The 14,046-nt window shown below is 54.0% G+C and carries 9 protein-coding genes; 5 read left to right on the top strand and 4 right to left on the bottom strand.

Features of this window, described 5'->3' with window-relative positions; all coding sequences use genetic code 11:
- Positions 1–20 precede the first annotated feature (20 nt).
- On the bottom strand, positions 21–1,199 hold the full coding sequence (locus G512_RS0117030; protein ID WP_028482755.1) for a hypothetical protein: 1,179 nt from the start codon (positions 1,197–1,199) through the stop codon (positions 21–23).
- A gap of 106 nt (positions 1,200–1,305) precedes the next feature.
- Entirely contained in the window at positions 1,306–2,229 is a 924-nt protein-coding gene (locus G512_RS21590; RefSeq protein WP_051269549.1) for a PfkB family carbohydrate kinase, read from the bottom strand.
- A 202-nt stretch (positions 2,230–2,431) separates the two neighbouring features.
- Here G512_RS21590 and G512_RS21585 point away from each other — a divergent pair, with 202 nt between their 5' ends.
- The 3 genes from G512_RS21585 to G512_RS21580 all read left to right on the top strand — a co-directional run bounded on the left by G512_RS21585 (position 2,432) and on the right by G512_RS21580 (position 5,954).
- Positions 2,432–4,042 carry an EAL domain-containing protein gene (locus G512_RS21585; protein ID WP_208975053.1) on the top strand — a complete coding sequence of 537 codons (1,611 nt, stop codon included), beginning with the start codon at positions 2,432–2,434 and terminating at the stop codon, positions 4,040–4,042.
- 500 nt (positions 4,043–4,542) lie between these two features.
- Positions 4,543–5,355 (top strand): ferredoxin--NADP reductase, encoded by an 813-nt coding sequence (locus G512_RS0117015; RefSeq protein WP_028482754.1) that lies wholly within the window; start codon positions 4,543–4,545, stop codon positions 5,353–5,355.
- A 65-nt stretch (positions 5,356–5,420) separates the two neighbouring features.
- Positions 5,421–5,954, top strand: coding sequence for a regulatory protein RecX (locus tag G512_RS21580; protein ID WP_051269545.1), 534 nt, complete (start codon positions 5,421–5,423; stop codon positions 5,952–5,954).
- A 6-nt stretch (positions 5,955–5,960) separates the two neighbouring features.
- Here the strand turns inward: G512_RS21580 and G512_RS0117005 are convergent, their stop codons facing one another.
- Positions 5,961–7,631 carry a formate--tetrahydrofolate ligase gene (locus G512_RS0117005; protein WP_036490048.1) on the bottom strand — a complete coding sequence of 557 codons (1,671 nt, stop codon included), beginning with the start codon at positions 7,629–7,631 and terminating at the stop codon, positions 5,961–5,963.
- A 257-nt stretch (positions 7,632–7,888) separates the two neighbouring features.
- Here G512_RS0117005 and G512_RS0116995 point away from each other — a divergent pair, with 257 nt between their 5' ends.
- Positions 7,889–8,782 carry a DMT family transporter gene (locus G512_RS0116995; RefSeq protein ID WP_028482752.1) on the top strand — a complete coding sequence of 298 codons (894 nt, stop codon included), beginning with the start codon at positions 7,889–7,891 and terminating at the stop codon, positions 8,780–8,782.
- A 117-nt stretch (positions 8,783–8,899) separates the two neighbouring features.
- Here the strand turns inward: G512_RS0116995 and G512_RS0116990 are convergent, their stop codons facing one another.
- On the bottom strand, positions 8,900–12,577 hold the full coding sequence (locus G512_RS0116990; RefSeq protein ID WP_028482751.1) for a vitamin B12-dependent ribonucleotide reductase: 3,678 nt from the start codon (positions 12,575–12,577) through the stop codon (positions 8,900–8,902).
- Positions 12,578–13,253: 676 nt separating this feature from the next.
- Between G512_RS0116990 and G512_RS21575 the strand changes: the two genes are divergently transcribed.
- The gene (locus G512_RS21575; protein ID WP_051269543.1) at positions 13,254–13,967 is read left to right on the top strand and encodes a response regulator; all 714 of its coding nucleotides are present in this window, start codon (positions 13,254–13,256) and stop codon (positions 13,965–13,967) included.
- Positions 13,968–14,046: the final 79 nt, after the last annotated feature.

The following is a 14,046-nucleotide window of genomic DNA, read 5'->3' as shown; positions in this document are numbered from 1 at the left end:
GGTCCTTGAGAATACTGCGATTACTGAGAGTTCGCGTGAATGCTCGCCCCGAGCAAATAGGGCAGGCTCGAAGGCGACAGCATAATGGTTCCGAAAACCTGTTCAAATGTCACAGGTGCTGCTGGGGCAAGTTTGAGTTGAAAACTTTTCGGTTCCTGCAAAAAAGTGGCGGTAGCCGCCAAAAGTTGTTCCTTGAACTCGGGAGCTTGGAACGGAGCAAGGTAATGCTCTAGTGTTTCTGTCGTGTGTTGTGCCATTTTGGTGCGGGTTTGACCGCGTGCCTCCGCCTCAGCATCTAGTAAAGTCTCCAAATCACCCTCATTTTCGAGTACAAGGGTCAGATCAACCAGATTAACGCCCTGAAACAGATCAAGAGCCAATGTTTGCTCCTGTTGTGCGAGGCGTTGGAACTGGGCGAGTATGTCCTCGTCCAATCCCTCAATGGTGGTTGAAAGCCTAAGGGTTGCGTATTTATTCGCGGTAACGGTCAGGGGCTCGATATCAAGCGTGCCCGTCGTTTGCTGCCAACGTCCGTTTATCGTGCCAGAAAGTTCCAGTTCGTCGATACCCAGCTTGTCCAATGCGGCGCGCTGTCGATCGGAGAGAGCCGTGAAATCCACCTGCACGCCAGAAACCGAAACCTGTGCTTGTTCACCCATTGAGGTTTTTGGGGAGGCGGGTGTCAGTTCTATGGCGATTTGTGAGACCGGAACAGTTGCGCCGCTGGTGTAGTCTTGGAAAAGAGCATTTTGAACCGCAGCGGTTTCAAACTCAAACAACTCACGGGTTCCCGTTCTCATCATCGGGCTTTGAGTGGGCACGTGGAGATTGGTCAGCAAAATGCGCTCTGCATGAAAATCTAGGTCAGGCTGACCTTGCATGAAGTTTTCAATGGCAACGGCAGATGCGCTGAGGCCTCCATCAGAGCCGACTTCTGCATCGGAAAGCGCAATTCGGCCGAACTTGAGAACATGGTCGGCGCGCCCATTCAGTGTTGCTTCCACGTCATTGAGCAACACTTGATGGTCATCCGCAACAACTTGCCCCTGCGATACGATCGTTGCCCCGCGTTCCTCCAACAGCGCGATAAACGCATCTGCAGTTGGATGCGCCATTGCAGGCAGGGCCAAAACCGCCAAAGGCGCTGCGCAAAGCAAGACACGACGGGCGCGATTGGGGTATGTGTGCGGCGAGTTCACCAAAGCGTCTCCGACTGGTTGGACATGGAAGGCACTGAAAACTGTTTACCAACCGGATGCAATCGAAATTTGACGGCGCCAAGGCAGTGCGGGGATTGCTTCCCTTTTATGTTGGATGCAACGCACCGGCGGGGCGTAGCGTAGACAGAGGCAAGCAATTGGCGGCATCTTCAATATCCGTCAGGCGTGGCAGCGATGCTTCGTTGCCCAGAAAATGCAGCGAATGGGCTGAAGCAGCACGAGCAAATTGAAAGTGCTCCAACCAACTGCGTTTCGGATGTTTGAGATAGGAATACAGATAGGCACCGTGGAAAATATCACCCGCGCCGTTGCTATCACGCGTCTGATCAGGGCTGACGGCTAAAGCGGGCATGTGTTGCGGGGCGTTGCTGTGCTCGTACCACAGCATGCCATAGGGGCCGAGAGTAACACCGCCCACCTTGACGCCTTTCGAACGCAAGTAGTTCAGCGTTTCCAGATAGCCCAGCTGCATCTGATCACAGAACAGTTCGGAGACCACTGCAACGTCAATGTATTGGAGAATCTCATCCGTATCACAGCGATACGCGCCACCGTCGAATGATGTCAGCATTCCGGCGCCACGGGCCTGCCTGGCATAGTGCAGCGCTGCATCGGGCATATGCCCATCTATATGAAGGGCACGACAGCCATCCAACCTCAACTGCGGCAAGGGATGAATGAAATCGTTGTCGCGACAGCGCACGACGGCCCGGTGTCCATCATTGGGCATGATGAAGGACAGTGAACTCTCCTTGACTTTACGACCATGCAGACGAATGGGATACCGGTTTGCCATGTCTCGAAACATGTGGGCGAGCCAGTCGTCGGCCATGGTGCACAGCAAGTCTGACTTGATACCGAGTTTCGCACAGGTAAATGCCGCAGTGACAGCATTCCCACCGAAACTGACGGCATAATCCTCTGCCCGTGTTTTCTGGTCTCCATGTGGCAGCTCATCACACAGGAAGGTGATGTCAATATAGCTTTGCCCGATAAACAGCGCCTCCATGAATGCCTCCCAAGCTGATTTCAGCGCCCGCAATGTCCTTTATTGAAACATAAGTCTGCGAGTTACTGCAATTGGAAGGTGGTCAGCTTTGGAAAATCTTTACCCTTATTCTTGTAAGCAAAGATAACAGCGATGGCTGCAAACACGCTTTCAGGGCTCAATAGTGTCACGACGGTATACAAGTTTCATCAGGTCACTGTGCTTGGCGCTTATTTTTTCGCTGGGGCCGCTGATTGTCGCGAACTATGTTCTCGAAAATTTCGCGCACCAACAGGCAGCCGATGAAGCCCGTGCTATCGGAAATCGAATGATCACCAGAGCGGAACTCACCATCAATGAGGTGGTGCTGGGTCTGCAAGGGCTTAAAAGCGATGGCGATGTTACATGTCGGCGCTCGCATCTTGTCCGCTTGAACGAGTTGGTGGAAGCGTCGGCGTATATTGAAGGTGTGGGCATAGCCGCTACTACCGGCGAAGCCATGTGCATTGTTCCAAGCGGTTCTTCGCGCAGCAAGACAATGCTCCCTCCATACGAGGAAGGTGATCCGCTCATCGGGATAGGAATGGGCGATGGAAGTTATGAAGGCATCAAATCGGCTGTAATATCGCTTCGGTTGGAAAACAACTGGCGCCTGTTTGCAACGGTTTCACCTTTGGCGCTTCGCTTGGATCCCGGTCCCTCTTATCTTCGCAGCTCCATGCGCTCTGTCTTGAGGCTTGGGCCAGAAACCGTATGGGCCACTATCGGCCAACTCAAGCCGAGCGAAGCCCGCCAGATCAACGACCTGATTACCCAGACTTCGCTGTCCTCCTGGTACCCGGTTTCCGTCACAGTGGAAGTGGATCCGGACGCAGCCATGCAGCTGGTTACCCGTCTCCAGATCATTACCGCGATCGTGTGTGTGGCAGGGGCGGTCTTGTTTCTTTTGATTGCGGTTTGGATTTCGTGGCAGCCTGACAGTGAAACCGAAGATGAGTTTGTTTCCGCCATCCGGAACAATGAGTTCATTCCCTACTATCAGCCTGTGATTGACATTGAGACCGGGGTTTTACAGGGTTGTGAGGTGTTGATGCGCTGGCGACGTCCGAGCGGAGAGATGGTCTCACCCGGTCAGTTCATGACCTATGCGGAAACATCAGGCCACATTTTTGAAATGACACGCCGGCTTATGGTGCAAACCCTCGATGATCTCGGAGACTTGTACGAGAAAACGCCGGATTTGAAGATATCCATCAATCTGTTTGCAGGTCACTTCAAGAACCGCCAGATTATTGAAGATGTGCAAGACATCTACGGGGACAGCCCGATTGCTCTTGAACAGGTGGTGTTGGAGGTGACCGAGCGCCAGCCGTTGCATGATATCAATGCCGCCAAGAAGATCATTGCCGAGTTCCAATCCATGGGTGTGCGTATTGCACTTGATGATGTGGGAACGGGTCATGGCGGACTGGCTTATCTGCAAAAGCTCGGTATGGATATCGTCAAGATCGACAAGATGTTTGTGGATCCATTGGGACAGGAAACCAGTACTGCACGCATTGCCGATGCAATCGTGGAATTGGCCGAAAACCTGGGTATGGGGATCATTGCGGAAGGTGTGGAGACTTACGACCAGATTCTCCACCTGCGCCGTCTCGGGGTGACTGCCGCACAGGGGTATATATTTGCCGCGCCGCTGCCAGCAGAAGAGTTTCTGAAGTTGGCCAATGATCTGGAAGAGGGGCGGCGTAATGTGGTGGCGGAGTTGGACCGCCGTTATCAAAACCAAACGCCAGATGCACAAGAGACCGTAGAGGACGCCGCCGTCTCCTGAAGTGTGTTGATTGGATAGATACCGACATTTTTCTCCCCCCAGCAACGTACCCCAAAGCTCTTTCATAAAGTAATCCACGTCGATTGGTGGCCATCTACCATGATGGGGGCAGAGGGTCTGCCGTTCTTCGGTTGACATGCAAGTGCGGAATGCGGGGTAGCGCGCACCCCTCTGGTTGTGAACTGTTGAATAATCTTTTAAAATTCCATAACTATAGTGGGCCTTGGATTTTGACGAGTAAGCCCTCTGATCTATCGCTTTAGTGGAACAGCCAGAGCATTGAAGCGGTTGCATGCCATCAACCCGAAAGAATGTGTGGTAATACCAAGCGGGGTTTGCTATAGGCGGCCCCAAGTCTGCCTGTTCTAGGGGAGTGGCCTGCGGTAGATGATTATTTTACGCAGCACGGTCTTTCGGCGAGTTTCACCGTCGAATTGTCTCCAACTGAGGGCTATAACCGGAACCGAGCAGAAATCCATCAAACGAGATAGGTAGTCCAGATGAATGTCATCATGAAAGGTGAGGAGTTGGCGGCCGCGATTCCCGATAATGTGCATGCTGAAAAGGTGACGGCGGTAAAGCACTACACGGATCGATTGTTCCAGTTTCGCATTACCCGGCCGGCCAGTTTTCGCTTCCGGTCCGGCGAGTTCGTGATGATCGGTTTGATGATCGATGGCAAACCGTTGTACAGGGCCTATTCCATCGCCAGCCCTTCTTGGGATGAAGAACTGGAGTTTTTCTCCATCAAGGTTCCCGATGGTCCGTTGACCCAACATCTCCAGAAGATTGAGGTCGGCGATACAATCCTGATGAAAAAGAAGCCTACCGGCACGCTGGTCAATGATGCACTGCTGCCCGGCAAACGTGTCTACATGTTCTCCACGGGCACTGGGATTGCGCCGTTTGCGAGCCTTATTCGCGATCCGGAGACCTATGAGAAGTTTGATGAAGTCATTCTGACCCATACCTGCCGAAACGTGAATGAACTCAAGTACGGCGAAGAGTTGGTTTCGGCAATCGGCGAAGATCCTCTGATTGGGGAGATCGCCAAGGGGAAGCTGAAACTTTATAATTCCGTAACGCGGGAAGACTACCCACGCACAGGTCGTATCACCTCCCTGATCGACAGTGGCAAACTGTTTGATGACGTGGGCGTTCCCCCGCTTGATCCGCAGGTGGACCGCGCCATGATTTGCGGTTCCATGGAAATGATCCGAGATACGAAAGTCCTGCTTGAACAAAGAGGCTTGACAGAAGGGGCCAACAACAAGCCTGCCGAATTTGTCGTGGAACGCGCCTTTGTTGGATAGCGCATCTTGCTGACGCGCATTATTCAAGATGAATCTGGAGTGAGCAAAGGGCAGGAGAGGCAGTTGTGACGCCGGAGCGCAGGCGCAAATATTTGAAGAATGCAGCAGCCTATTACCTCTCCCGCCATGCGGCGTCAGAAGAACACTTGCGCCGCATTCTGGGGCGCAAGGCGATCCGGCGTGCGCAGGAACACGAGCAAGATCCCGAAGACTGGCATGATGATGTTGGGGCGATCGTCAACTGGTTTGTGGAGCAGGGCTTCGTCAATGATGCTGAGTATGCTCGCTCGAAGGCCAACATGGGTTTGGTTCGCGGCAAGTCGGCGCGGCGATTGGAACAGGAGTTGAAGGCCAAGGGCGTGGACAGCTCAACAGCCCGTGAGGCTATGGCCAACTCGGACCATGAGGACGACATTGCCTGCATCCGATTTGCTCGCCGGAGGCGCCTCGGCCCATTTGGCCGAGGTGATACGGAGGACGAGACCAGAGAAGTAGCACGTTTTGCCCGCGCGGGGTTTGGATTTGACACCATTCGCCGCGTACGAGCATTGACACGTGAAGAGGCAGAGGACGCACTGCTCGATGGCGTTATGCCGTGACTGCCATTAGGAAAGACCGTCGATTTCTCCCATTTCGTTGATGCTGATACGTTCTGCTGCCGGGCGTCGGGGCAATCCGGGCATGGTCATGATCGTACCCGCAAGCGCGACAACGAAACCGGCTCCCGCTGCGAGGCGTAATTCCCTGACGTCCAGAGTATGCCCGCTTGGCGCGCCAAGGGCCTTGGGGTCCGTTGAGAACGAGTAGGGCGTCTTTGCTACACAAACGGGCAGGTCTTCATACCCCATCTCAAGAATTGCCTTCAGTTGCGTGCGAGCAGGCCCAGACAACCTGACGTCTTTGGCTCCGTAAATCTCTTGAGCAACCAGAGTCAGTTTCTCCAGAAGCGGGAAAGATCCGTCATAAAGCGGCGCAAACCCCTCAGTGGCTTCATTGTCGATGAGATCAACCACAGCTCGAGCAAGGTGCTCTGTGCCGGCTGATCCATCTGCCCAATGGGTGCAGCGGATACTACGTGCGCCATTGGTTTCAGCAGCCCGAGAAATCACTTTGTATTCCTCTGGATCATCTCCGGCAAACTCGTTGATGGCCACAATCACCGGGATTCCGAATCTGCGCATATTGCGTATGTGGCGGGTAAGGTTTGCGCATCCGGCCTCAAGCGCCGTCAAGTTCGGTTCGTTCAACTCGGATTTGGCAACGCCGCCATGCATCTTCAGTGCCCGCACCGTCGCAACGACAACAGCAGCGTTTGGTATCAGGCCAGCGCTTCTGCACTTGATGTTGAAGAACTTTTCCGCCCCCAGATCGGCTCCAAAACCAGCCTCAGTCACCACGTAATCCGCGAGTTTCATGGCAGTTTTTGTCGCAATCACGGAGTTGCAGCCGTGGGCGATATTGGCAAAAGGACCGCCATGGATGAGGGCTGGTGTATGCTCCAGTGTTTGCACCAGGTTGGGCTGCACTGCATCTTTAAGCAAGGCGGCCATAGCCCCATGAGCTTTGAGATCGCGGCAGTAAACGGGCGTTTTATCCACTCGATAACCGACAATGATATTGCCCAGCCGCGTTTCCAAATCAGTCAGATTCTCTGCAAGACACAGGATGGCCATGACTTCGGACGCAACGGTGATATCAAAACCGGTCTCATTGACAAAGCCATTGCTTGGGCCGCCAAGTCCTGTTGTGATCTGCCGCAAGGATCGGTCATTCATGTCCAGAACACGGCGCCATACGATCCGCCGGGGATCAATTTGCAGTTCGTTGCCCCAGTGCACATGATTGTCCACCATGGCGGCGAGCAGGTTATGGGCGCTGGTAATGGCGTGAAAGTCACCCGTGAAATGGAGATTGATGTCTTCCATGGGAATGACTTGCGCATGGCCACCGCCAGCGGCCCCGCCTTTCATCCCAAAACACGGTCCCAGAGATGGTTCGCGCAGGCATATTGCGGTTTTTTTGCCAATGCGCCGAAGCCCATCTCCCAACCCAACGGTGGTAGTTGTTTTGCCTTCGCCTGCAGGGGTCGGCGAAATGGCTGTGACCAATATCAGCTTGCTTTCAGGTTGTGGCGGGAGGCTCTCGATGAACCTTGAAGAAATCTTGGCCTTGAGTCGACCGTAGGGTTCGATTGCTTCTTCTGGAAGCCCGAGTTCGGATGCAATCCTCTGGATTGGCTGAGGGGACGCGGCGCGCGCGATAGCAATGTCACTCATGAAAATCCCAAGATGACCGGTTGGTCCGGTGAGAATGAACTGACTGTCATGGATGGCGACTTAACAAAAGCCGCCAGTTCTGACAATGGGGCTTCCGCCGGGTAGCACGTCTGCAAGCAAATTGGTTTTGACCGGGCGAGTGAACCCATGGCCATTGCAGAATTGCGATCCATGTAAGTGGTAATTCGAGGGAGCCTTCCTTTTTGTTCAAAGGACGGATATCACTCATTTTCCTCGTTCACGCAGAGTTTTTTCTCATGTTTTTTTATGAACTTGCAGCCGTTGCTGCGGCGTTTTGCTGGGCTGTGGGCGGTCTGGTGTCGTCAAGACCCTCGGGACATCTGGGAGCCATTGGCTTCAACTGTGTTCGGATGTGGTTTGTTGTCTTGATGTTGTTGGTCTATTCCTTGGTTGCCGGCACCCTGACAACGTTTGACTTTGGTGCGACACCAGTTGTTGTTCTTTCAGGATTTATTGGAATCTTTCTCGGGGATACCGCGCTGTTCTTGACGCTCAATCGCATGGGCCCGAGGCGAACATCAATTCTGTTTGCCATGAATGCGCCCATGGCTGCGATTCTTGGCTGCATTTTTCTGGATGAAGTGTTTTCAGTTCAAGCAACCATTGGAGTTGTCTGTGTAATTGTCGGTGTGGTGTTGGCAATCATGTTTGGCAAGCGCAAGGAGCAGTTGCATAAATGGGAAGAAATCAAGGGGCCACTCTGGATTGGCGTGGGCCTGGGATTGATTGCCGCACTGTCACAGGCGATCGGTTCGTTGGTTATCCGTCCGGTGATGGAAACTGGCTCTGATCCGGTGGTTGTAGCTTTGTTTCGCTGTCTTGTGGCCGCCATATGCCTGACTGGCATGACCCAACTTCCCAATCCGCGTTTCAAGTTGGCCAATCCCCTGACGCTCTCCATTACCTTTGAAACGATCATGTCGGGTCTGATTTCTATGGGACTTGGTATGACGCTGCTTTTGCTTGCCTTGTCTGGTGGGGAAGTGGGTATCATTTCCACCTTGTCCGCCACAAGTCCCGCCCTTTTGCTGCCGTTATTATGGTGGCGCACCCGAGAAGTGCCGGCGCGAGGGGCCTGGTTCGGCGCCGGATTGGTTGTCATCGGCTGTGGGCTGATTTTCATGTCTTGATGTGCGCCAACAGGCGTTAGCGGTACCCAAAACACAGGAACCAATAGCAAAAATGCCGGCCCTCTAAAGGCCGGCATTTTTGTGTCTATGGCATTTCGATCAGCTCAGCAGTGGTCTTCAGCTGCAGCCGCTGGTGGAACCGCAGGTGTCGCATTTCAGACAAGTGCCATTGCGGACCATGGTGAAGTTGCCGCATTCGGCGCAGCTTTCGCCTTCATAGCCTTTCATGCGTGCTTGAGCCACCTGACTGGCGTAGGAAGCCTGCGGCTTGCTCTCTGCCACCCCGACTTCCGAAGAAACCGTTGTCGTGGTTACTGTGGTGGTTCCATGATCTCTGCTGAACGCTGTGGCAATGGCCTGGCTTTCAATGGAGATGTCGCCGTTGGCCATCCCAGCCGGTTCGCCGCCGGGAACCAGACGGAAGCGCTCTGTCTGTCCGCGTACGAGACCGTGAGACACGATTGCAGGCTGCCGTTCTTCTTCTTCCTGACCATCCGAAAGGGCCGTCGCGGTTGCAATGGCTTCCGGTGGTACATGAGCCAGATCATGACGGCCCAGATAAGATACCGCCAGCTCCCGGAAAATGTAATCCAGAATGGACGTTGCATTCTTGATGGCATCGTTGCCCATCACCATGCCGGCTGGCTCGAAGCGGGTGAATGTGAAGGCATCGACATACTCTTCCAGCGGCACTCCGTATTGCAGACCGAGGGATATGGCGATGGCGAAGTTGTTCATCAATGAGCGGAACGCCGCGCCTTCCTTGTGCATGTCGATGAAGATTTCGCCTATGCGGCCATCCTCGTATTCACCGGTCGTCAGGTACACCTTGTGCCCGCCGACGGATGCCTTTTGCGTATATCCCTTGCGCCGATTTGGCAGTCGTTCACGTGTGCGAACCGACCGCTCCACGATGCGTTCCACGATCCTTTCGGCAACCACTTCGGCACGAGCGGCCTGAGGTTGTGCCGCCAAAGCTTCAACGGCATCCTCAGCCTCGTCTTCGTCATCTTCAAGCAATTGGGAGTTCAAAGGCTGAGATAGCTTGGATCCGTCGCGGTAAAGTGCATTGGCTTTAAGGCCTAGCTTCCAGGACAGCATGTAGGCGTCCTTGCAGTCTTCGACTGTCGCGGCATTTGCCATGTTGATGGTCTTGGAAATGGCACCGGAAATGAAAGGCTGGGCTGCGGCCATCATGCGAATGTGGCTTTCCACCGACAGGTAGCGTTTGCCAATCCGACCACAAGGGTTTGCGCAGTCGAATACCGGATAATGCTCTTCCTTGAGGTGCGGCGCCCCTTCCAAAGTCATGGCCCCGCAGACATGTGTATTGGCAACTTCAATATCGGCCTTGGAAAAACCGAGATGGGCAAGAAGGTCAAACTCGAAATCATCCAGCTTGTCGGCTGGCACACCCAAGGTGTCTGTGAGGAAATTATCGCCTAGCGTGAAGCGGTTGAAAACGAACTTGATGTCAAACGCCGAGCCAAGGGAGCCTTCGATCTTTTCAATCGCTGCATCATCAAATCCTTTGGCCTTGAGGCTGGTGGGATTGATGGCGGGCGCCTGCTTCAATGACCCATGACCGACCGCGTAGGCTTCGATTTCGGCAATCTCGGATTCTGAGTATCCCAAAACTCGAAGGGCTGCTGGTACGGCGCGATTGATGATCTTGAAGTAACCGCCACCGGCCAGCTTTTTGAACTTGACCAGTGCAAAGTCTGGCTCGATGCCGGTCGTGTCACAGTCCATGACGAGACCAATCGTGCCTGTCGGCGCAATGACGCTGGTTTGTGCGTTGCGATAGCCATTCTTCTCACCAAGCGTGAGAGCGCTGTCCCACGCTTTTTGAGCGCGCTCAACCAGAATGGGTTCAGGGCAGGACTTGTGATCGAGAGCAACGGGCAGGGTATGCAGCCCCTCATAGCCAGAGGTTTCGCCGTGAGCCGCCCGGCGATGGTTGCGTATGACCCGCAGCATATGATCGCTGTTTTCTTTGTACCTAGGAAAGGCGCCGAGCTCACCGGCTATTTCGGCAGACGTGGCGTAGGACACACCGGTCATGATCGAGGTAATCGCACCGCACAATGCGCGGCCTTCGTCACTGTCGTATGGAATACCGGAGGTCATCAACAGCCCGCCGATGTTGGCGTATCCAAGACCAAGAGTACGGTATTCATAGGACAGCTGTGCAATTTGCTTGGACGGGAACTGGGCCATCAACACCGAGATTTCAAGCACAATGGTCCAGAGCCGCACACCATGTTCAAATCGCGCGTGGTCGAACGTGCCGTCCTCTTGACGGAACTGCAAGAGGTTCAGAGAGGCCAGATTGCAGGCCGTATCGTCGAGGAACATGTACTCCGAACAAGGGTTGGATGCCCGAATCTCGCCGCCAGCAGGGCAGGTGTGCCAATCATTGATCGTTGTGTGGTACTGCAGACCCGGATCGGCGGAGGCCCAGGCGGCATAGCCGATCTGCTCCCAGATCTCACGGGCTTTGACAGTCTTGATGGTTTCACCGCTTACACGGCCAATAAGGGCCCAATCCGAATCCTGTGTTACCGCATTAAGAAAGCCGTCGGTCACACGTACCGAGTTGTTGGAGTTCTGTCCGGCGACAGTGAGATACGCTTCGGAATCCCAATCCGTGTTGTAGGTTGGAAACTCGATTGTCTTGTAGCCTTGACGCGCAAACTGAATGACGCGTTGAATGTAGTTCTCCGGTACGAGCGCTTTTTTGGCGGCGCGCATCTCGCGCTTCAATGCCGGGTTTTTCTTGGGATCAAAACAATCATCCCCGCTGCCTTCGCAGTTTACGCAGGCGCGCATGACGGCTTGTAGGTGCTTTTGGCAGATCTTCGAACCGGTGACCAAAGCGGCCACTTTCTGTTCTTCAGTGACCTTCCAGTTGATGTAGTCTTCGATATCTGGATGGTCCACATCCACAACGACCATTTTTGCGGCACGGCGTGTTGTTCCGCCAGACTTGATGGCGCCCGCAGCCCGGTCGCCAATGCGCAAAAAACTCATCAGGCCTGAGGATTTGCCGCCACCGGCAAGGCTTTCACCCCCAGCACGCAAACGTGAGAAGTTGGAGCCGGTTCCGGAACCGTACTTGAACAGGCGCGCTTCACGAACCCACAAGTCCATGATGCCGTTTTCATTGACTAGATCATCGTCAACCGATTGTATGAAGCAGGCATGAGGTTGCGGGTGTTCATAGGCAGAGGCTGATCGCGTCAGCTCTTCGGTCTCGAAATCTACATAGTAGTGGCCTTGGCTGGGGCCATCGATACCATAGGCCCAGTGCAGACCGGTGTTGAACCATTGCGGGGAGTTTGGCGCCACCTTCTGGGTCGCCAGCATGTAACGAAGTTCATCATAAAAAGCGCGCGCATCGGCTTCGCTATCGAAATAGCCACCTTTCCAACCCCAATACGTCCAAGTGCCGGCAAGGCGGTCAAAGACTTGACGGGAATCTGACTCAGAGCCGTAACGCTCTTCCTTTGGCAACTCGGCAAGGGCGTCAACATCCGCCGTGTTACGCCACAACCAGGACGGCACGGTGTTTTCCTCAACTGGTTTCAGCCGAGCGGGAACGCCGGCCTTGCGGAAGTACTTCTGTGCCAGAATGTCGGAGGCAACCTGAGAGAATTGGGTCGGCACCTGAATGTTCTCCAATCGGAAAACAATGGACCCATCCGGGTTCCGGATTTCGCTCGTCGCATTCCGGAACTCGATCTCGGCATAAGGGGATTGCCCTTCATGCGTATAGTGCCGTTCGATCTTCATAAAATGCCCCCTTCAGCAGCACGCCATTTGCCAAAGGCGTGCGGGTCAACGAATTCGCTCTCCCCGAGCCTCCGCCGCTGGAGCTCATATGGGGCAAAAGCAGGATCTTCATAGTGTTCGGGCGGGTCACGCTCATACAATCGCGCCATACGCTATATATTGTGGTTGCCAATCGTTAATACACAATAAATAGGTTTTGATCGCGCAAAAAGCCACGGTTGCTTGGATTTAAATCAAGAAACACAAGCACCGATACGACTGATTTTTGTATGATTGCATTCGGCAAGAACGCGCCGATGGCTCCGCTTGGAACGGCACTCAAAGTAGATTGAATCACGCGCGCCCGTCAAGCAGAACGGCGCTAGCTATGGTGCTTTAAAAGGTGTTCGTGCCACCAAATATAGTGGATTAGCCGGTTGATAACTAATCGAGGGAAGATGGTGAATTTGGCTGTTTTCCGGTCTCTGGGTGCACTGAGATCCGTGGGGAACTACCAAGATATATCCTTGGAATTAAACTGGGGAGAAAAACCGAGTGTTGGAAACCTCGAAAACGGGTGGAAAAGGCCTGTGCCCTATGCCCTCTTGGGCCCATCATGAGATAGATTTGCTCCTGCCTGCAGCCAACGCAGGACACTAAAACATGCCGTAGTGTGCCGGGGAATGAGGGTAAGCAATTGACAGATCAGCACAAGGCGTTCGGCAAGCAACTGGCGGATCTGGATATCGCGGTGGTTGAGGATTCTCGATCCACGCAAACCATTTTGAGAAGTCTGCTTGCCTTCATAAAGATCAAGAAACACCGCATCTATGATTCGCCACGAGAGGCGGTGCCGGAACTGTTTGCAGATCCACCGGATGTGATTCTCAGTGATTGGTACATGAAGCCCGTGTCTGGCTACCAGATGTTGTGCCTGTTGCGTCAGCCGCGGATGGCTCCGCTGACACACGTACCTTTCATTTTTCTCACCGCTCATAGCACGCGAAGTTTGGTCAGCAAGGCAATGCGTGCGGGAGCCCACCACGTTTTGGTCAAACCCTTGTCGGCCAATGTGCTGGAATCAACGCTCGATTGGGTAACTCGCGATGAGCGCAAGATGATACCGGGCCGCGACGGTTCCTTCCACGTTGAAGGCGTACCGGAGCTGTTGGACCGAAATGAAGAAAAGTATGCGGCTTTGTCTCGGGCCGAAGAGATGCACCTTCAAAGTGATCAGGACGTGAAAGATCGTAATTTGAGACAGAAGGCTCATGATTTCGCCTCGCTTCTGCTTCATCCCGACATGGCAACGGAAGAAGACGAGCCAAAGGATGCGCGGAGCAAGCCTGCAACACAACAGGAGCGCTCCTCAAAGGCTTTTGGCCAGCGTCGAAGCGTGCACGACACGTAATCAGGACCGGATGATCCGGTGCATAGTTGGTTTTACTAGTCCTGGGGTCTGGACAGGCGCAGCCTTCGAGGCCATAGTC

The organism is Pseudovibrio exalbescens DSM 16456 (assembly GCF_000422785.1).
In the GTDB taxonomy this organism is placed as follows: domain Bacteria; phylum Pseudomonadota; class Alphaproteobacteria; order Rhizobiales; family Stappiaceae; genus Pseudovibrio; species Pseudovibrio exalbescens.
The sequence above is the reverse complement of the archived record's forward strand: the minus strand, read 5'-3'. Positions and strand labels throughout refer to the sequence as shown.

Bases quoted from the DNA above. Each gene is read 5' to 3' on its own strand.
- G512_RS0116995 (WP_028482752.1), top strand. From the start codon at position 7,889: ATGTTTTTTTATGAACTTGCAGCCGTTGCTGCGGCGTTTTGCTGGGCT.
- G512_RS0117005 (WP_036490048.1), bottom strand. From the start codon at position 7,631: ATGAGTGACATTGCTATCGCGCGCGCCGCGTCCCCTCAGCCAATCCAG.
- G512_RS0116990 (WP_028482751.1), bottom strand. From the start codon at position 12,577: ATGAAGATCGAACGGCACTATACGCATGAAGGGCAATCCCCTTATGCC.
- G512_RS21590 (WP_051269549.1), bottom strand. From the start codon at position 2,229: ATGGAGGCGCTGTTTATCGGGCAAAGCTATATTGACATCACCTTCCTG.
- G512_RS0117015 (WP_028482754.1), top strand. From the start codon at position 4,543: ATGAATGTCATCATGAAAGGTGAGGAGTTGGCGGCCGCGATTCCCGAT.